This window comes from Aliigemmobacter aestuarii, from assembly GCF_004799285.1.
GTDB lineage: Bacteria > Pseudomonadota > Alphaproteobacteria > Rhodobacterales > Rhodobacteraceae > Aliigemmobacter > Aliigemmobacter aestuarii.
The window spans coordinates 360154-377887 of the sequence record NZ_SSND01000003.1 but is presented as its reverse complement, the minus strand read 5'-3'; the positions used below and the strand labels follow the sequence as shown (position 1 = coordinate 377887).

19 protein-coding genes are annotated in these 17734 nt (G+C 65.3%); 10 read left to right on the top strand and 9 right to left on the bottom strand.

Features of this window, described 5'->3' with window-relative positions; genetic code table 11:
- Nucleotides 1-71 precede the first annotated feature (71 nt).
- Nucleotides 72-1628, top strand: a complete 1557-nt coding sequence (gene guaA, locus E7811_RS13005; RefSeq protein WP_136395079.1) for a glutamine-hydrolyzing GMP synthase — start codon at nt 72-74, stop codon at nt 1626-1628.
- 63 nt (nt 1629-1691) lie between these two features.
- On the opposite strand, the gene E7811_RS13000 is transcribed toward guaA, so the two are convergent.
- Nucleotides 1692-2156: a hypothetical protein gene (locus E7811_RS13000; protein WP_136395078.1), complete on the bottom strand. Its 465-nt coding sequence runs from the start codon at nt 2154-2156 to the stop codon at nt 1692-1694.
- A gap of 173 nt (nt 2157-2329) precedes the next feature.
- Here E7811_RS13000 and E7811_RS12995 point away from each other — a divergent pair, with 173 nt between their 5' ends.
- From E7811_RS12995 to E7811_RS12965, 7 genes are all read left to right on the top strand, one after another.
- Nucleotides 2330-3148, top strand: coding sequence for a DMT family transporter (locus E7811_RS12995; RefSeq protein ID WP_136395220.1), 819 nt, complete (start codon nt 2330-2332; stop codon nt 3146-3148).
- A 164-nt stretch (nt 3149-3312) separates the two neighbouring features.
- The gene (locus tag E7811_RS12990; RefSeq protein WP_136395077.1) at nt 3313-4443 is read left to right on the top strand and encodes an outer membrane protein transport protein; all 1131 of its coding nucleotides are present in this window, start codon (nt 3313-3315) and stop codon (nt 4441-4443) included.
- A gap of 197 nt (nt 4444-4640) precedes the next feature.
- Entirely contained in the window at nt 4641-5510 is an 870-nt protein-coding gene (locus tag E7811_RS12985) for an ATPase (RefSeq protein WP_136395076.1), read from the top strand.
- A gap of 27 nt (nt 5511-5537) precedes the next feature.
- The gene (gene metA / locus E7811_RS12980) at nt 5538-6461 is read left to right on the top strand and encodes a homoserine O-acetyltransferase MetA (RefSeq protein ID WP_136395075.1); all 924 of its coding nucleotides are present in this window, start codon (nt 5538-5540) and stop codon (nt 6459-6461) included.
- Nucleotides 6451-7401, top strand: a complete 951-nt coding sequence (locus E7811_RS12975) for an alpha/beta fold hydrolase (protein WP_246020425.1) — start codon at nt 6451-6453, stop codon at nt 7399-7401. Before metA ends, E7811_RS12975 begins: the two co-directional genes overlap by 11 nt.
- A 46-nt stretch (nt 7402-7447) precedes the next feature.
- A complete protein-coding gene (gene ppk2 / locus E7811_RS12970; RefSeq protein WP_136395073.1) occupies nt 7448-8329 on the top strand; it encodes a polyphosphate kinase 2 in 882 nt (293 codons plus the stop codon).
- A complete protein-coding gene (locus E7811_RS12965) occupies nt 8326-8943 on the top strand; it encodes a TetR/AcrR family transcriptional regulator (protein ID WP_136395072.1) in 618 nt (205 codons plus the stop codon). Before ppk2 ends, E7811_RS12965 begins: the two co-directional genes overlap by 4 nt.
- 70 nt (nt 8944-9013) lie before the next feature.
- On the opposite strand, the gene E7811_RS12960 is transcribed toward E7811_RS12965, so the two are convergent.
- From E7811_RS12960 to E7811_RS12940, 5 genes are all read right to left on the bottom strand, one after another.
- Nucleotides 9014-10090 (bottom strand): ABC transporter ATP-binding protein, encoded by a 1077-nt coding sequence (locus E7811_RS12960; protein ID WP_211092113.1) that lies wholly within the window; start codon nt 10088-10090, stop codon nt 9014-9016.
- Nucleotides 10091-10107: 17 nt separating this feature from the next.
- The gene (locus E7811_RS12955) at nt 10108-10917 is read right to left on the bottom strand and encodes an ABC transporter permease (RefSeq protein ID WP_136395070.1); all 810 of its coding nucleotides are present in this window, start codon (nt 10915-10917) and stop codon (nt 10108-10110) included.
- Nucleotides 10917-11804, bottom strand: a complete 888-nt coding sequence (locus tag E7811_RS12950) for an ABC transporter permease (RefSeq protein WP_136395069.1) — start codon at nt 11802-11804, stop codon at nt 10917-10919. The genes E7811_RS12955 and E7811_RS12950 overlap by 1 nt, the downstream gene beginning before the upstream one ends.
- A 181-nt stretch (nt 11805-11985) precedes the next feature.
- Nucleotides 11986-12246, bottom strand: a complete 261-nt coding sequence (locus E7811_RS12945) for a hypothetical protein (protein WP_136395068.1) — start codon at nt 12244-12246, stop codon at nt 11986-11988.
- 119 nt (nt 12247-12365) lie between these two features.
- Complete coding sequence (locus E7811_RS12940) at nt 12366-13766, bottom strand: aminotransferase-like domain-containing protein (RefSeq protein WP_246020423.1); 1401 nt, start codon at nt 13764-13766, stop codon at nt 12366-12368.
- 80 nt (nt 13767-13846) lie between these two features.
- Between E7811_RS12940 and E7811_RS18110 the strand changes: the two genes are divergently transcribed.
- Nucleotides 13847-14065, top strand: a complete 219-nt coding sequence (locus tag E7811_RS18110) for a DUF1127 domain-containing protein (RefSeq protein ID WP_136395066.1) — start codon at nt 13847-13849, stop codon at nt 14063-14065.
- 127 nt (nt 14066-14192) lie between these two features.
- Here E7811_RS18110 and rpsI read toward each other — a convergent pair whose 3' ends face one another.
- From rpsI to E7811_RS12920, 3 genes are all read right to left on the bottom strand, one after another.
- Nucleotides 14193-14678 carry a 30S ribosomal protein S9 gene (gene rpsI / locus E7811_RS12930; RefSeq protein WP_136395065.1) on the bottom strand — a complete coding sequence of 162 codons (486 nt, stop codon included), beginning with the start codon at nt 14676-14678 and terminating at the stop codon, nt 14193-14195.
- 2 nt (nt 14679-14680) lie between these two features.
- Nucleotides 14681-15145, bottom strand: coding sequence for a 50S ribosomal protein L13 (rplM, locus tag E7811_RS12925; protein ID WP_136395064.1), 465 nt, complete (start codon nt 15143-15145; stop codon nt 14681-14683).
- Nucleotides 15146-15316: 171 nt separating this feature from the next.
- Complete coding sequence (locus E7811_RS12920; protein WP_136395063.1) at nt 15317-16111, bottom strand: SseB family protein; 795 nt, start codon at nt 16109-16111, stop codon at nt 15317-15319.
- Nucleotides 16112-16347: 236 nt separating this feature from the next.
- Between E7811_RS12920 and E7811_RS12915 the strand changes: the two genes are divergently transcribed.
- On the top strand, nt 16348-17580 hold the full coding sequence (locus E7811_RS12915) for a Na+/H+ antiporter NhaA (RefSeq protein WP_136395062.1): 1233 nt from the start codon (nt 16348-16350) through the stop codon (nt 17578-17580).
- Nucleotides 17581-17734 lie beyond the last annotated feature (154 nt).

Below are 17734 nucleotides of genomic sequence, written 5' to 3'. Positions count from 1 at the left end.
AACCCCCGGCGCGTGACGACGTCCCGCCCAAGCCCCCTTGCGATTCCGCCCGCCATTGGCTACGCGGGCGCATGACCCATCACGAACGCCTCCTCATCATCGACTTCGGTTCCCAGGTCACGCAGCTGATCGCGCGGCGCCTGCGCGAGCTGAATGTCTATTGCGAAATCCACCCGTTCAACAAGGTCGACGACGCCTTCCTGCGCGCCTTCGATCCGAAGGCGGTGATCTTCTCGGGGGGGCCGGCCAGTGTCTTTTCCGAAGGGGCGCCGATGCCCCCGGCGAGCGTCTTCGACATGGGCGTGCCGATCCTTGGCATCTGCTATGGCCAGCAGGTGATGATGCACTGTCTGGGCGGCAAGGTGGAACGCGGGCATGGCACTGCCGAATTCGGCCGGGCCTATGTCACCCCCGCGGGCGACGGCCTGCCGCTTCTGGATGGCTGGTTCGCAGACGGGCGCGAGCAGGTCTGGATGAGCCATGGCGACCATGTCTCGGCCATCGCGCCGGGCTTCCAGGTCTATGGCACCTCGCCCAATGCCCCCTTCGCGATCACCGCCGACCCCGCGCGCCGGTTCTTCGCGGTGCAGTTCCACCCCGAGGTGCATCACACCCCCAAGGGCGCGAAGCTTTACGAGAATTTCGTGCGTCTGGCGGGGTTCCACGGCGACTGGACGATGGGCGCCTATCGCGAGGAGGCGATCCGCAAGATCCGCGAACAGGTGGGCGACCAGAAGGTGATCTGCGGCCTGTCGGGCGGTGTCGACAGCTCGGTCGCTGCGGTCCTGATCCACGAAGCGATCGGAGACCAGCTGACCTGCGTCTTCGTCGATCACGGCCTGCTTCGTCTGGGCGAGGCCGAACAGGTCGTCACCATGTTCCGCGACCACTACAACATGCCGCTGATCCATGCCGATGAAAGCGACCTGTTCCTGAACGCGCTGGAAGGCGTCAGCGACCCCGAGGTCAAGCGCAAGACGATTGGCAGGCTGTTCATCGAGGTCTTTGAAAAGCATGCCAAATCCGTTGGCGGCGCAACCTTCCTTGCGCAGGGTACGCTTTACCCCGACGTGATCGAAAGCGTCAGCTTCTCGGGTGGGCCTTCGGTCACGATCAAATCGCATCACAACGTGGGCGGCTTGCCCGAAAAGATGGGGATGAAGCTGGTCGAACCGCTGCGCGAGCTTTTCAAGGACGAGGTACGCGCGCTTGGCCGCGAACTCGGCCTGCCGCAAAGCTTCATCGGCCGCCATCCCTTCCCCGGCCCCGGCCTTGCGATCCGCTGCCCCGGCGAGATCACCCGCGACAAGCTTGAGATCCTGCGCCGGGCCGATGCCGTCTATATCGACCAGATCCGCAAGCACGGGCTTTATGACGAGATCTGGCAGGCCTTCGCGGCGCTTCTGCCGATGCGCACCGTGGGCGTGATGGGCGACGGGCGGACCTATGACTATGCGCTGGCGCTGCGGGCGGTAACCTCGGTTGACGGGATGACGGCCGATTACTACCCCTTCACCCACGACTTCCTGGGCGAGACGGCGACACGGATCATCAACGAGGTGCAGGGCGTGAACCGCGTGTTCTATGACTGCACGTCGAAGCCGCCCGGCACGATCGAGCTGGAGTGAAAGGTTCAAAACCCAACGCAAGGCGCTGAATTCAGGTCGAGTTCGGCGCCTCTTTGATGTCCTTCACAGCCCGCCGTGCGCGCCCACCACGCCCGCGCCCACGGCAACCGCCGACAGCGCCAGAAGGACGCGGTGCATCCGCAGGATCAAGGCAAATGTGGCCTCGGGGGCGCGGCTTGCGCGGCGGTGAAACCAGGCGTGCAGGAACAGCGGTTCGGCCACGAACAGGATGACGGTGAAGATCGCCCAGACCACGACCATCAGAACAAGCCACCAGTTTGCCCCGTCCAGCAGGCGGCCCCATCCGGTTTCATGCAGCATCCAGAACCCCGACAGCCCGGCAAGAAGCGTGCTGATCCTCGCTTGCGCGCCAAACCGGCCTTCGATCCTCTCGAACAGGTCCAGACGTTGATCGGGCGCGATCTGCCTCAGGCCGGGCAGGATGACGAGCGTCACCATCGAGACCCCGCCGATCCAGTGCACGACGGCCAGCACGTGCAGCGCGCGTGCAAGGATGTAGGCATCCATCCCGGTTCCTCCTGTTGCAGGCCATTCCTGCCACGGTCCGGGCGGCGGCGCCTTGCCTTCGGTCAAGCCCTCCGGGCTGGACAGCGGTCGCGCCCCGCGTCAAGACTGCGCCGATGACAGCGACGCCCCCCTTGACACAGACACAACAACGGCCGCTTGCGGCCGCGCTCTGGATGACCGGGGCGATCGTCTCTTTCACCGCGATGGCGGTGGCCGGGCGGGCGGTTTCCCCGGTTCATGACACGTTCGAGATCATGATGTGGCGGTCCGCTTTCGGCCTTGCCGGCGTGCTGGCGGCGATCGTCGTGCTTGGCCGCCTGCGCGAGGTCCGGACCGAACGCCTGCGGGGTCACATCCTTCGCAACCTCACGCATTTCGCCGGGCAGAACCTGTGGTTCTGGGCGATCACGGTCGCGCCGCTTGCGCAGGTCTTCGCGCTGGAATTCACCGCGCCGATCTGGGTCGTCCTGCTGGCGCCCGTCTTTCTGGGCGAGACGCTGACCCGCAACAAGATGCTGGCCGCCGCGATCGGTTTTGCGGGCATCCTGATCGTCGCCCGCCCCGACATGGGGCAGCTTGATCCGGGCCTTCTTGCCGCCGCGGGGGCCGCCCTCTGCTTTGCCATGACCGCGATCCAGACCAAGTCCCTGACCCGGCACGAGGGGATCGTGTCGATCCTGTTCTGGCTGACGCTGATCCAGCTTGTCTTCGGCATCCTTGCGAGCTTCCACGACGGGCAGGCCGCCTGGCCCACCTTGGCCACCCTGCCCTGGCTCGCGCTGATCTCGATCTGCGGGCTGCTTGCGCATTTCTGCCTCACGACCGCGCTGTCGCTTGCCTCGGCCTCGGTGGTCATGCCGATGGATTTCATCCGCTTGCCGGTGATTGCCATCGTCGGCATGGCCTTTTACGGCGAGGCGGTCGATCTGTGGGTCGCCATCGGTGCCGGGATCATCCTGCTGGCGAACTGGATCAACCTGCGGCAGAGTTGAGCCGGGCGGGTCGGTCGCGCGGAAAAATCGGGCAACTGCGCCACAGCCCCGACGTCACGAAAACGTGACGCGGCGTCATTGATTGACCGGCCAGCCGGGCTGGGCATAGCTTTTTGGCAGTGCCGGGAGAGGAGCCCGGCTTTGGTTCCATGGGGATGAGGACAATGAAAACAACCACAACCGCCCTTGGCGCCCTTGCGCTGACGGCAACCGCGGCAGCGGCAGGCGGAATCGAGCGTTCTGTGATCGGGCCGGCAATCCTGTTCGAGAACGGAAACTACGTCGATATTTCCTTCGGCAATGCGTCGCCTTCTGTTTCTGGTGTGACCGCGATTGCGATTCCGCTTCCGACCGGCGGTGCGATCCCGGCGGGTCAGAATTCGCGCAACATGACCGAGGATTACACCACGCTGTCCTTCGCGATGAAGAAGCAGCTGAACGATCAGTGGGATCTGGGTCTGCTGCTGAACACGCCCGTGGGCGCCGACGTGGCCTATGCGCCGGCTACCGGCTATATCTATGGTGGCTCGACCGCGACGATCAAGTCGCAGGCCCTGACCGCCATGCTGCGCTACAAGGTGAACGGCAATGTCAGCGTCTACGGCGGCCTGACCGCGCAGCGCGCCGAAGGCAATGTCGCGCTGTTCAACGGCTACACGATGTCGACCAGCCGCGAGACGGATTATGGCTACATGCTGGGTGCGGCCTACGAAAAGCCGGAAATCGCCCTGCGCGTGGCGCTGACCTATACCTCGGCGATCACCCACAACTTCCGCGCCACCGAACTGACGCCGACCGGCCCGGTCCAGACGCGGTTCGAATCCGAGGTGCCGCAGGCCCTGACGCTGGACTTCCAGACCGGCGTGGCCAAGGACACGCTTGTCTTCGGTTCGGTCCGCTGGCGCGACTGGACGGCCTTCGACATCACCCCCACCGTCTACACGACCGCGACGGGCGGCGGGTCGCTGGTGGATTACGACGACGACAGCATCACCTACACCGTGGGTCTGGGGCGTCGCTTCACCGAAAACCTGTCGGGTGCGGTCTTTGTCAGCCACGAGAAATCGAACGGCGGCTTTGCCGGGAACCTTGGCCCGACCGATGGCTACACCGCGCTTGGCCTTGGGCTGACCTACACCAAGGACAATGTCCGCGTGTCGGGCGGCGTGACCTATGCCAAGATCGGCAACGCCAAGACCGAAGCGCCCGCGCCCTTCCCGGCCGGGACCACCCTGGCCAATTTCCGCGACAACAAGACCGTCGGCGTCGGCCTGAAGGTTGGCTTCAGCTTCTGATCGCGGCACATGACTGTCGAAAGGCCCCGTCCGCTGGCGGGGCCTTTTCGCATTCCCCAGCCCTGGCCCGTCCGGTGCATGACCCTTCGGCATCGGTGCCGCACCCGACGGACCTTCCGCAGGGTCCCGCGTTTTTCGCGTGAATTCCCCCGTTCCAGAAGGTAACAGGCGGAAAAGGCCCCTTTGGGAAGACGGCGATGATCTACAAGACCCCCCAAGACTGGCACGCTACAGGCGAGAAGCGCGTGCTTCTGTTCGGCATGTCGGGCCTTGGAAAGACCCATCTGTCGAACATGCTGCGCGATGCGGGCGACTGGTTCCACTATTCCGTCGATTACCGGATCGGCACCCGCTACATGGGCGAATTCATCGCCGACAACTTCAAGCGCGAGGCGATGAAGAACCCGTTCCTGCGCGAATTGCTGATGACCGACAGCGTCTATATCGCCTCGAACATCACCTTCAACAACCTCGCGCCGCTGTCGACCTATCTGGGCAAGCCGGGCGATCCCGACCGCGGCGGCGTGCCCTTTGACGAATACCTGCGTCGGCAGGCGCAGCACCGCGATGCGGAAATCGCCGCCCTTCTGGACACGACGCGGTTCATCGAGCGGGCCAATGACCTTTACGGCTATCGGAATTTCGTCTGCGACAGCGGCGGGTCCATCTGTGAGGTGGTCGATCCCGACAACCCCGAAGATCCGGTGATGACCGAGCTTTCGCGGAACCTGCTGATGGTCTGGATCAAGGGCAGCGAGGCACATCGCGCGGAACTGATCCGCCGCTTCGACCGCGCCCCGAAGCCGATCTATTACCAGCCCGACTTCCTGGCCCGCATATGGGCCGACTATCTGGCGCGCGAGGGAAAGCCTGCCGAAAAGGTCGATCCCGACGCCTTCCTGCGCTTTGCCTATGCGCAGGTGCTGGATCACCGCCAGCCGCGCTATGCGGCGATGGCCCGCTGGGGTGTCACCGTCACCGCCGAAGAGGTCGCACAGGTGGCCACCCCGGCCGATTTCGACCGTTTGATCGCCCGAGCCCTTGAGGCCGCCGCGGCCAAGTCCTAAGTAAACCGCCCGATTGCGGAGACGACGATGCCCATCACCCTGCCCGAAACCCTGCCCGCCTATTCCGTCCTGAGCCAGGAAGGCGTCATGGTCATGTCGCCGGAACGCGCGGCGCGGCAGGACATCCGTCCGATCCGCATCGGCCTGCTGAACCTGATGCCCAAGAAGATCCAGACGGAAAACCAGTTCGCCCGGCTGATCGGGGCGACGCCGCTTCAGATCGACTTTCAGTTGATCCGGATGTCGGACCACCAGACGAAGAACACCGCCGCCGAACACATGGAAACGTTCTATCGGCCCTTCGCCGAGGTCGAGGCCTCGGGCGAAAAATTCGACGGGCTGATCATCACCGGCGCACCGATCGAACATCTGCCTTTCGAAGAGGTCACCTACTGGGACGAACTGACCCGGATCTTCGACTGGACGCAGGGCCATGTCCATTCCACCTTCGGCGTCTGCTGGGGCGGGATGGCGATGATCTATCACTTCCACGGCGTCAACAAGCACATGCTGCCCGCCAAGGCCTTCGGCTGCTTCCGGCACCGCAGCCTTGCGCCCGCCTCGCCCTATCTGCGCGGATTCTCGGACGATTTCGTGATCCCGGTCAGCCGCTGGACCGAGATGCGACAGGCCGAGATCGACGCCGTGCCCGGATTGCGCACGCTTCTGGGATCGGACGAGGTCGGCCCCTGTCTGGTCGAGGACCCGGCGCATCGCGCGCTTTATATCTTCAACCATTTCGAATACGACAGCGACACGCTGAAACAGGAATACGACCGCGACGTGGCCAACGGCACGCCGATCAACGTGCCGATCAACTACTATCCCGATGACAATCCCGCCAAGCCGCCGACGAACCGCTGGCGAAGCCACGCGCATCTCCTATATGGCAACTGGATCAACGAGATCTATCAGTCCACGCCATATGAGCTTTCGGAAATTGGCACTTAGCCTGATCGCGACCGCGGCCGTCCTGGGCGGCGCCGTCCTGGTGACAGACCGCCGCGCCGCCGCGCGCGAGGCCGCGGCCGAGGCGGCATTTCCCCCCACCGGGCAGGTTCTGACGGTTGACGGCGTGCAGGTCCATGCCGATGTGCGCGGCGAGGGGCCCGATCTGGTGCTGATCCACGGCGCCAGCGGCAACACGCGCGATTTCACCCATGCGCTGGCCGATGATCTGGCGCGCCGCTACCGCGTCATCGCGATGGACCGTCCGGGCCTTGGCTGGACGACGGACGGTGGCGCGCCGATCCTGTCGCCGGGCGAACAGGCCCGCATCCTGCGCGCGGCGGCGTCCCGCCTGGGCGCGACGCGGCCCCTGGTCCTTGGCCACAGCTATGGCGGTGCGGTGGCGCTGGCATGGGCGCTGGAGGCACCGCAGGGGGCGGCGGGGCTGGTGATCGTCTCGGGCGCGACGATGCCGTGGGAGGGGGGGCTTGGCCTGTGGTACCGGCTGACGGACAGCCGCGCGGGCCGGGCGATCCTAGCGCCGTTGATCGCGGCCTATGCCCCGGCCCGGTTGGCGGAAAGCACGGTGGCGGAAATCTTCGCCCCCGATCCCGCGCCTCCGGGCTATCTGGAACGGGTCGGCGCGGGCCTGTCCCTGCGCCGCCACAGCCTGCGCGCCAACACCGCGCAGGTGAACGGGCTGCTGCCCCATGTGCGCGCAATGGCGGAACGCTATGGCGACATCGCGCTGCCGGTCGAGATCCTGCACGGCGATGCCGATACGATCACCCCGATCGACACCCATTCCCGCAGGCTGGCGCGGGTGATCCCCGGCGCGGTCCTGACCGAACTGCCGGGCGCCGGCCACATGCCGCACCACACCCACCCCGAGGCCGTCGCCGCCGCCATCGACCGGGCCGCCCGCCGGGCCGGATTGCGCTGACCGCAGCGCCCCGCCATACTGCGCCAAACCGTACCAGGAGCAGACGATGGACGATCTTCCCTTCGATGGCGCAATCAGCCGGTTCTTCCGCGAGGAAGCCCCGAAAGCGATCCGCAAGGCCATCGAGGCGGCCGACAAGGACGATATCCTGTCCCCGTCCTTCCCTTACCGCGAAGAGATGAAGGGCAAGGCCTATGACGCGCAGATGGACGCCCTGCAACGCCAGCTTGTCCGGTTTCAGGCCGATGTGAAGGACACCGGAAAGCGCATCGTCGTGGTCTTCGAGGGGCGCGACGCGGCAGGCAAGGGCGGCACCATCGAACGCGTGCGCGAGAACCTCAATCCGCGTGTGGCCAATGTCGTGGCTCTGTCGAAACCCTCTGACCGCGAGGCGACGCAGTGGTATTTCCAGCGCTATGTCGACTGGCTGCCCGCCGCGGGGGAAATCGCGCTGTTCGACCGCAGCTGGTACAATCGCGGGGTCGTCGAACATGTCTTCGGCTTCTGCACGCCCGACCAGCGCGAACATTTCTTCCACCAGTTGCCCTCGTTCGAACGGATGATCGTGGATGAGGGGATCACCCTTGTGAAACTCTGGCTGAATGTCAGCCGTGCCGCGCAACTGAAACGCTTCCTCGACCGCGAAAAGGACCCGCTGAAACAGTGGAAACTGTCCTGGATCGATGTCGAGGGGCTGAAGAAATGGGATGACTACAGCGCCGCCATCGGTGAAACGCTGGAACGGTCGCACACGGCCCATGCACCCTGGACGGTGATCCGGTCGGATGACAAGAAACGCGCCCGCATCGCCGCGATCCAGACGATCCTGACCGCTGTCGACTTCAAGGGCAAGGATGCCGCCCTGATCGGACAGGCCGATCCGCTGATCTGCGGCGGCCCGGACCTGTGGGCCGCCTGCCGCGAATGACGAAGCGCGGCTATCATCACGGCAACCTGCGGCAGGCGCTGGTCGAGGCTGCGCTTGACCTGATCGCGGAAAAGGGGCCGACAGGGTTCACCCTGTCCGAGGCCGCAAAGGCCGCCGACGTGACCCCCGCCGCCGTCTATCGCCATTTCGCCGGGCGCGAGGATCTTCTGGCGGAAATCGCGCGGCAGGGATACGAGGTCTTCGCCGCGCTGATGGATTACGCCTATGACGGTGGCAAGCCGACGCCGCTTGCCGCCTTCGAGGCGACGGGCCGCGCCTATCTGGCCTTTGCGCGCAAGTATCCGGGCCATTACGTGGCGATGTTCGAAAGCGGGCTGAACCATGCCGACCACCCCGAACTGGGGCAGGTCGCGCAGAAGGCCCGCGCGGTACTGGATCGCGCGGCCGACGGGCTCACGCGCAACATGCCCGAAGCCCGCCGCCCCCCGGCGACGATGGTTTCGGCCCATGCCTGGGCAATGAGCCACGGGGTCGTTGAACTGTTCCTGCGCCGTTCGTCAGGCGTGCAGCGCCCCTTCGATCCCGATGCGCTTCTGGAAACCGGCATGGGGATCTATCTGCGCGGGTTGGGCATCCTGCCGCCCGACAGCTGAACGGCAGGATGGAAAAAGGGGGCTGTTCGCCCCCTTTCCCCGACCGTCACTGCCCTGCCGGCCCGATTTCTCAGCGGAACAGCACAAGCGCGCCCGGCGACCAGGCCACGCGTGTGCGGGTGCCGATATCCAGCACCGGCCGGCCAAAGACGTTGCGCATGGAAATCCGCATCGGCTCTTCGGTCCCGTCCAGCTTCACGTCGTAATAGGTCATGTCGCCGTAATAGACGACCTCGGTGATCGTGCCCATGCTTTCGCGGTCGGTGGGCTGCTGGCCGTCGAAGAGGATGGTCAGGGTCTCGGGGCGGAACCCGACCGAGGCCCCCTCGCCCCCGTTCCCGGCCATCACCTGATCCTTCGACAGATGCATCCGGCCAAATCCTGCGACTTCCACATCCGTATGGTTCGCATCCTCGGCCACCACCTTGGCCGGAAGGAAATTCATCGTGCCGATGAAATCGGCCACTTTGCGGCTGGCCGGGCGACGGTAAAGCGTTTCGGGATCGGCCAGTTGGGCGATCTCGCCCTCGAACATCACCGCGATCCGGTCGGACATGACCAGCGCCTCTTCCTGGTCATGGGTGACGAGCACGAAGGTGATCCCGACCTCGCGCTGGAGGCGGATCAGTTCCAGCTGCATCTGTTCGCGGATCTTCTTGTCGAGCGCAGAAAGCGGTTCGTCCAGCAGCAGCACCTTGGGCTTCAGGATCAGCGCGCGGGCCAGCGCCACGCGCTGCCGCTGGCCGCCCGAAAGCGCATGCGCCGCGCGCTTGCCATAGCCCTTGAGCCCCACCATCTCCAGCGCCTCGGCCACGGCACGGGTCTTTTCGTCCTTGCTGCGCGGATCGCGGCGAAGGCCGAAGCCGACGTTTTCCTCGACCGTCAGGTGCGGGAAGATCGCGTAGGATTGGAACACCATGTTGGTCGGCCGCTTGTTGGCCGGAACCCCCGCCATGTTCTTGCCGTCGATCAGAACGGCGCCCGAGGAAATTCCCTCGAACCCGGCGATGGTGCGCAACAGCGTGGTCTTGCCGCAGCCCGACGGCCCGAGCAGCGAAAAGAACTCGCCCGCCCGGATCGAGGCGGTGATGCCGCGCAGCGCGTGATAGTCGCCATAGTACTTATGGACGTCCCGAAACTCGATCATTTCCGGCTTTTCAATGGTCACAGGAAGCCCCCGGTATCCTTGCCGCCGGATTTCGCGATGCCGCGACGGCGGAAGATTTCAGCGATGGTCAGAAGAAGGATGGACAGGCAGACAAGGATCGTCCCGAGCGCCATGATCACCGGCACAGCGGACGGGAAACGGAACTGCGAGAAGATGTAAACCGGCAGCGTGGGTTCCGTGCCTGCAAGGAAGAAAGCGATGATGAACTCGTCCAGGCTGATCGTGAACGAGATCAGCAGCGACGAGATGATGCCCGGCATGACCAGCGGAAGGATGATCAGCCGAAAGGTCGAGGCGGGCGTCTCGCCAAGGTCATAGGCGGCCTCTTCCAGCGACTTGTCCAGGCTCTGGAAGGCCGAGGACAGGATGGCAATGGTGAAGGGCGTGCAGATCAGGACATGACCGAGGATCACGGTCAGGATCGACAGGTTCACCCCCAGCCCCAGCAGCACCACCAGAAGCGACACGGCGACGATGATCTCGGGCAGCACGAGGGGCAGCATGATCAGCCCCATGATCCCGCCCTTGGCCGGGAACTCATACCGCGTCGAGGCGCGCGAGGCGAAGATGCCGAGCGTCGTCGCGATCACGGCCGAGGATACGGCGATGATCAGGCTGTTCTTGACCGCCTGCTTCAGCGTCGGGTCCGCCAGCATCTCGGTGAACCAGTGCGTGGTGAAACCCGACAGCGGAAAGGCGATGACGGTCGCGTCGTTGAACGCGAACAGGGGCAACAGGATGATGGGCGCATAAAGGAAGGTCAGGTAGACCAGCGCGTAAAGCTTGAACCAGCCGCCTTTGAACATCACTTCGGCCCTTTCAGATAGCGGCGCGTCATCAGAAGGAACAACAGGCTGATCGCGGTCACGATGGCCATGGCCGAAACGGCGATGGCCGATCCCAGCGGATAGTTGTCAAGCTTCAGGATCTGCAACTGGATCAGGTTCGCCACCATCCGCCCTTCCGGGCCGCCGATCAGCTGCGGCGTCACATAGTCGCCGATCGTGGGGATGAAGACGATCAGAACGCTGGCCACCACGCCCGGCATGGCCAGCGGCAGCGTGACGCGCAGGAAGGTGCGAAACTTCGATTCACCCAGGTCCTGCCCCGCTTCCAGAAGCGACCGGTCGATCTTTTCCAGCGCCACGAAGATCGGCAGGATCGCGAAGGGTGCATAAGCATGGGCCAGGGTCGTGACCACGGCGCCCACGTTGTAATTGATCCACTGCAAGGGCTCGTCGATGATCCCGGTCCACAAGAGGCCCGAGTTCACCACGCCGTTGTAGCCAAGGATGACCTTCCACAGGAACACCCGGATCAGGTAGGAGGTCCAGAACGGGATGGTGATCAGGAAAAGCCACAGCGACTTGCGCGACGGTGCGACATGGAAACTTACGAAATAGGCCACCGGAAAGGCCAGCAACACAGTGACGACCGTCACCGAAAGCGACACGAACAGGCTGCGGATCATCACCTGCCGGTAAAGCTCGTTCGTCCAGGCCTCGATATAGTTGGCAAGGGTGAATTCGCGGATGATCTCGAGATAGCCATCCTTGAACACCGAATAAAGCAGGATGGCCCCAAGCGGGGCAGCCAGCATCAGCAGTGCGTAGATCGCGGTCGGGCTGATCAGCGCCAGACCTGCACCCGACTCGGTCCGGAAGAACCGGCCCGTTCCATTCCCCGAATCCATCAAGCCCCCTGTCAGAAGCGGATATTTTTCAAAACTTCTGACACATGCCGCAGGCCATGGAAAGAGGCAAGCGCGCCAACCGATCAGGTCGGGGGCCGGGTTTTCTGGATAAGTATTTGTCTTTGCATGGAAAAAATTTGATCATTTTTTTGCCCGGCCGGCCCTTGGCCGGGCGGAATGATCATCCCATGATCTGTTCGACGTTGATCGCCCGCTTTTTCAGTTCGTTGTAAAGCGCCGGCACGACGCGCAGGGCGCCGACGGCATGGCGAAGCGCCTCGCTCACGCGCTGTTCGGTTGCTGCGCCCCCCTGGACGCGCCAGATCATGCGCCGCGACACGCCGTCGTCATAGACGATTTCGGTCGTTCCGTTGCGCGCCTTGCGCATGGCCAGAAAGTCGGCACCGCCATGCGGTGCGTGGAAAGCTGCCTGATGTCCCATTTTAGGATCTCTTGTTTCAACTGCTCTGTTGCCAGAATTAGCCTGTCGCCCCTTTCCGTCAATCGTTCCGGATTGTCTGCCGCTATTCCTGAGGTCGACCGAGTCCCCCGTGCAACAGGTCAGACGGCCACGTCTTCGGGCGGGTGGCGCAGGGCTGTCGACAACCGGTCAAGCGCACGGGCAAGCAGGTCGGGGTCGGTGTCGCCCGCAAGCGCGATCCGCACGGCGTGCGGCGGGCGGCCGTTGAACAGGGCGAATTCGTCGGCCGACCGCACCAGAACCCCCTGCCCCTCGGCCATCCGCGCAAAGGTAGAGGCCCGCCACCCGTTCGGCAGGCGCAGCCAGACATAGGGAAGGTCCGCGCGCCAGTGCAGGTCGAACCCATCGAACGCGCGCGTGGCGATCGACAGCCTCAGGTTCGTTTCCGCCCGCACATCGGCCCGGATCTGCGCCGCCGCCCCCGATTGCAGCAGGTTCAGGATCGCGTCCGACATCGGCTTGGCCAGCGCGAAGAACCCGTGCTGCGCCGTCATCCGCCCGGCCTCGCCCATGCCGCGCGGGCAGAAGACATAGCCAAAGCGCAGCGCGGGCGACACTGTCTTGGACAGGCTGCCGACATGCCAGGTGCGTTCCGGGGCAAAGGCGCGCATCCCCGGCGTGGCGTCTCCCTCGGGGCCATAACATTCGTCGTCGATGATCTGCAGGTCATGGCGGCGCGCCACCTCGGCGATCTCGGCGCGACGTTCGGCGGGCATCCGCAGCGTGGTCGGGTTCTGCCCTTCGCAGGTCAGGCACAGGATCTGCGCGGGCGACTTGCGGCAGGCGGCATCCAGCGCGTCGGGCCTTAGGCCATGATCGTCCATCTCGATCCCGGCGATGTCGGCGCGATTGAGCCGCGCGGCATGGCGGAACCCCGGATAGGCCAGTTCCTCGATCAGGATCAGCGGGCGATCGCCGCGCAGGCAGCACTGAAAGACGAGGTTGATCGCGCTCTGCCCGCCATGGGTCAGCGCAAGGTCATCGGGTGAGACCGGCCCCAGATCACGCTCGCCGATCCAGTCGCAAAGGGCCGCGCGCAGGGCGAATTCGTCATGCTGGCTGGGATAGCCCATCCATTCCGGGCCCGCGCTGTCGGCCGCCTGCCGCAGCGCTTCGGCGATCCGCTCGACCTGGCCCACATCGGGCAACCGGGGCGACCGCAGGTCCATCATGTTGGCGTCACGGATTGCGACCCGTTCGATGAACAGCGACTGGCTCGGGCCAAAACGGCGGCCGGTGTCGGCCACGAAGGTGCCCCGCCCCACGGTCGCATCCAGCAACCCTTCCTGCGTGGCGATGTGATAGGCCCGCGCCACCGTGCCCGGCGTCACCTTGATACGCCAGGCGAGGTCGCGCACCGTCGGAACCTGGGTTCCCGGCGGCAACTCGCCCTGCCGGATGCCCTCGCGCAGTGCCCGCACCAGGGCGAGGTACTTCGGCCCCTCATGGCGCGACAGGTCGGGGGTCCAGTTTGTATCCATGACAATGTTTCTCTGGCGGAGGATTGCGGGTGATTGTAGCATAACGATCAAGCGCAACACAATTTGTATTGATACAAACCATGACCGCCCTCGCACACCCCGCCCCGCTTTCCCTGACACAAGGGCTTCCGCCGCTGTCGCGCGTGCTGATGGCCGCTTCGATGACGCTGGCGGTCTGGGACATGCGCGCGCGCAGCCGCCGCGATCTGGCCACCCTGCCCGGCGACCGGTTGCAGGATCTGGGCCTGACGCCCGAAGCCGCACGGCGCGAGGCTGCGAAACCCTTCTGGCGGGAGTGATCCCGCCGCCGCTTCCCCTGACTGGGGCCGGGTTTCCCGGCCCTTTCTTTTTTCCGCCGCGGCGGGAACGGAAAAGGAAAAGGCCCGCCATGAGGCGGGCCTTTCGGTTCTGGTGCCAGGTGCAGGATCAGCGCTTGGAGAACTGGAAGCTGCGGCGGGCTTTCGGCTTGCCGTACTTTTTCCGTTCCACCACGCGGCTGTCGCGGGTCAGGAAGCCCGCGGCCTTCAGCGCGCCGCGCAGGCTCGGTTCGTAAAGCTGCAGCGCCTTCGAAATGCCGTGCTTGACCGCGCCGGCCTGACCCGACAGGCCGCCACCGGCGACAGTGGCCATCACGTCGAACTGGCCTTCCACGCCAGCCACCTGGAAGGGCTGGCGCAGGATCATCTGCAGCACCGGACGGGCGAAGTAGGCGCTGATGTCCTTGCCGTTCACCGTGACCTTGCCCGAACCCGGCTTGACCCAGACGCGGGCGACCGCGTCCTTGCGCTTGCCCGTGGCATAGGACCGACCCAGCGAGTCGCGCTTGGGTTCGCGCGGGGCTTCAACGGCGGCAGCGGCCTCGGTGCCCGAAACGGCCGATTTCAGATCGTCGAGAGATTTGATGTCGGACATGATCAGGCGCTCCGGGTGTTCTTCTTGTTCAGCGACTTGACGTCGAGAACGGTCGGCTGCTGTGCTTCATGCGGGTGCTCGGCGCCTGCATAGACGCGCAGATTGGTCATCTGCTGCTTGCCCAGACGGTTGCGGGTGATCATGCGCTCGACGGCCTTGATCACGACGCGCTCGGGGTGGTTGCCTTCCAGCACCTGACGCGCGGTGCGGCTCTTGATGCCGCCCGGGTGGCCGGTGTGCCAGTAATAGACCTTGTCCTCGCGCTTCTTGCCGGTCATCTGCACCTTGTCGGCGTTGATGACGATGACATTGTCACCCATGTCCATGTGGGGGGTGAAGGTCGGCTTGTTCTTGCCGCGCAGGATGTTGGCGACGATCGTGGCGAGGCGGCCCAGAACGACGCCCTCGGCGTCGATCAGGATCCACTTCTTCTCGATGTCCGCCGGAGTAGCGGTGAAGGTTTTCATCGTGTGACCCATGAAGAATTGGCGGGGATGAGCCCCGGAATCTCGGATGCGGGCTTTTCGCCCATCCTTGGTCGCGGGTCAAGGGCATAGCGTCAGAATTTATATATATAAACCAATGAGTTACAATAACGGTATTATTTTACCCCAACAGGATACCCCGTTCCGCCGCCCTCAGCGCAGGATCGGCGGGCGGTCGGGGTCGCTGCCGGGGGCGGCAGGTGCCCGGGATTCGGGCTCGGCGGGTTCGGGCAGGTCGAACCGCAGAGCGACACGCGACATCATCCGTTCGGCTGCCCCGCCCTCGGGCAGGAAGGTCACGTCAAGTTCACCCGCCTCGACACCCGAGAAGGTCAGCGCCTCGGCCACGGCGCGGGCCAGCGCGCCCTCGGCGGCCTCGACCGCGCCGACGAAGGCCAGCACATGGCCGCGCCGCCCGCCCTCATAGCGTACGCCGCAGAGGAAGGCCGCGCGCGCGAGCCCCCCCGCGCGGGCGAGTTTCGCGTCCAGCGCGGTCAGCAGTGTTTCGGGCAATCCGCCCGGCGGCAGGAATTCTTCGGGCCGCGCCTCGGCCTCGGCAGGGTCATTGGCCAGCGTGTCAGCCAGCCAGTCCAGCGCCTCGGGCGGAAGAAGCATGGCCGAAGGCGCGACGCCGAGGTTGACACCCAGCCCAACCCCCTGCCCCGCCAGCCTGGACGCGATCACCCGGCCAGGCAGCGCCGCATAGGCCGAAATGCCGCCGCTGAATTCGGCCAGCCGTTCTTCCGTGTCGAAGGCCAGGATCATCGGCCCGGCTTCAAGTTCGAAGACCCTGGGCGTCAGGGTCTCGCCGTCGCTTTCCTCTTCCAGAAGCAGGAACAACTCGCCATCCGCCAGACGTTCGTAGAACCGCAGGCGCGCCGCGTCATCCTCGGGCGCGGCCTCCATCGCCGCATGGGCCGCATCAAGGGGGGTTCTGGCGTCGGTCATCTTCGGCCCTTCCTGATCCGGGGCCGGCAAGGCGGCCCGCTTTCCCGCATCCCTAGTGCGCCGGGGACGGCAGGGCAAGGGCGGCGGGCGACACGGCCCGCCCTTGCAGCGCTGCAACACCTGATCGGCTTCGCATATCTTGCGCCCGGCGTCGAATTGTCGCCCCCGCCCCCACAGGATATAGGCTGGCCCCAAGGCGCCGCCGCTGTCGGGCGGCATCTTCGGTCGGGGCCTTCATGTATCGTGTATCCACCTTTCTGCGGGATTTCGCGTTGGCGCTGCTGATCGGCGCCGTGACCGCGACGCTGTGGGTGAACATCTCGCCCGGCCATTACTATGACGCGATGGAATGGCGGTTGATCGACCCGGACCTGCCACGCTGGATCGGCGCCAGCGACTATGGCCTCACGCTGATCCGTCTGGTGGCCGAGGTGCTGATGTCGCTGTTCTTCTTCTTCCTCGGGAAGGAGTTCTGGGAGGCGCTGATGCTGGAACGCGGCGCCCTGCACGGTCGGCGCGCGGTTCTTCCGGTCTTTGCCACCGTGGGCGGCATGGTGGCGGCGGTTCTGGGCTGGCTGGTCTTGTCGGCGATGATCGAGACCGCCGAAGAGGCCTATCCGGGCGCGGGCTGGGTGGTCCCCCTGGGGGGCGATGCGCTGCTGGCCTATCTGTTCGGGCGGATCGTCTTTGGCGCGGCGCACCCTGCGCTGCATGTCCTACTTCTGGTCACGATCGCGATGGATATCACAGGCCTGCTGACGCAGGGCCTGGCCTTCCCCGAGGCGCGGCTGACACTGGCCTGGCTGATCCTGCCGGTGCTGGCGGCCTTCGGTGCTTGGTGGTTCGCCGGCCGCAGCGCCAACATCGGCGCCAGCGAACGGCTGCGGCGGCGGTCGCTGCACCTGTGGCCCTATGTTCTGGCCGGGATCGTCAGCTGGATCGGCGTCTTCGCCGCAGGCCTGCCGCCCGCGCTCGGTCTCTTGCCGATCATCCCGGTCATGCCCCATGCCGACCATGCCTTCGGCCTGTTCGCCGAGGCCGAGGAATACCTGACCGATCCGCTGAACCGGCTGGCGCATCACCTGGTGATCCCGCTTTACGCGGTGCTGTTCCTGTTCGGGTTGACGCATGGCGCCGTCGATCTGGCGGCCCTTGCCCCGACGACGCTTGTCACACTGGGGGCGTTCTGGGTGGCCAAGCCCCTTGGCATGGTCCTTGGCGGGTTGATCCTTGCGCGCGCGCTCGGCTTCCGGCTGCCCCCCGGCATGGGGCGTCGCGATTTCCTGATCGTCGCGCTTCTGTGCGGGATCGGCTTCACCGTTCCGGCGCTGTCGCTCGCCTCGGCCCTGCCGGGCGGGGCGATGCAGGAGGCCGCGCGCCTTGGCCTTGCGCTGAGCATCGCCGCCGGGCCCCTCGCGGTGCTGATCGCCCCCGTGATCCGGCGCCGCAAGCCGCCGGTGCGGCACTGACCGGCTGGCCGGGCCCTGCACGCCCCGACCGCCTGACACGGGAGGCGTTGCCAATTGCCCCCCGTTTCCGACATAATACCGCCCAATTGGCAGGGTACTGGTGACCGGCGGTTAACGATAATACCCTATCCGGGATGAAACCCGGAACCGTCGG

What these genes read in the sequence shown, in the direction of transcription:
- guaA (WP_136395079.1), top strand. Translation starts at nt 72, where the DNA reads ATGACCCATCACGAACGCCTCCTCATCATCGACTTCGGTTCCCAGGTC.
- E7811_RS13000 (WP_136395078.1), bottom strand. Translation starts at nt 2,156, where the DNA reads ATGGATGCCTACATCCTTGCACGCGCGCTGCACGTGCTGGCCGTCGTG.
- E7811_RS12995 (WP_136395220.1), top strand. Translation starts at nt 2,330, where the DNA reads ATGACCGGGGCGATCGTCTCTTTCACCGCGATGGCGGTGGCCGGGCGG.
- E7811_RS12990 (WP_136395077.1), top strand. Translation starts at nt 3,313, where the DNA reads ATGAAAACAACCACAACCGCCCTTGGCGCCCTTGCGCTGACGGCAACC.
- E7811_RS12985 (WP_136395076.1), top strand. Translation starts at nt 4,641, where the DNA reads ATGATCTACAAGACCCCCCAAGACTGGCACGCTACAGGCGAGAAGCGC.
- metA (WP_136395075.1), top strand. Translation starts at nt 5,538, where the DNA reads ATGCCCATCACCCTGCCCGAAACCCTGCCCGCCTATTCCGTCCTGAGC.
- ppk2 (WP_136395073.1), top strand. Translation starts at nt 7,448, where the DNA reads ATGGACGATCTTCCCTTCGATGGCGCAATCAGCCGGTTCTTCCGCGAG.
- E7811_RS12965 (WP_136395072.1), top strand. Translation starts at nt 8,326, where the DNA reads ATGACGAAGCGCGGCTATCATCACGGCAACCTGCGGCAGGCGCTGGTC.
- E7811_RS12960 (WP_211092113.1), bottom strand. Translation starts at nt 10,090, where the DNA reads ATGATCGAGTTTCGGGACGTCCATAAGTACTATGGCGACTATCACGCG.
- E7811_RS12955 (WP_136395070.1), bottom strand. Translation starts at nt 10,917, where the DNA reads ATGTTCAAAGGCGGCTGGTTCAAGCTTTACGCGCTGGTCTACCTGACC.
- E7811_RS12950 (WP_136395069.1), bottom strand. Translation starts at nt 11,804, where the DNA reads ATGGATTCGGGGAATGGAACGGGCCGGTTCTTCCGGACCGAGTCGGGT.
- E7811_RS12945 (WP_136395068.1), bottom strand. Translation starts at nt 12,246, where the DNA reads ATGGGACATCAGGCAGCTTTCCACGCACCGCATGGCGGTGCCGACTTT.
- E7811_RS12940 (WP_246020423.1), bottom strand. Translation starts at nt 13,766, where the DNA reads ATGGATACAAACTGGACCCCCGACCTGTCGCGCCATGAGGGGCCGAAG.
- E7811_RS18110 (WP_136395066.1), top strand. Translation starts at nt 13,847, where the DNA reads ATGACCGCCCTCGCACACCCCGCCCCGCTTTCCCTGACACAAGGGCTT.
- rpsI (WP_136395065.1), bottom strand. Translation starts at nt 14,678, where the DNA reads ATGTCCGACATCAAATCTCTCGACGATCTGAAATCGGCCGTTTCGGGC.
- rplM (WP_136395064.1), bottom strand. Translation starts at nt 15,145, where the DNA reads ATGAAAACCTTCACCGCTACTCCGGCGGACATCGAGAAGAAGTGGATC.
- E7811_RS12920 (WP_136395063.1), bottom strand. Translation starts at nt 16,111, where the DNA reads ATGACCGACGCCAGAACCCCCCTTGATGCGGCCCATGCGGCGATGGAG.
- E7811_RS12915 (WP_136395062.1), top strand. Translation starts at nt 16,348, where the DNA reads ATGTATCGTGTATCCACCTTTCTGCGGGATTTCGCGTTGGCGCTGCTG.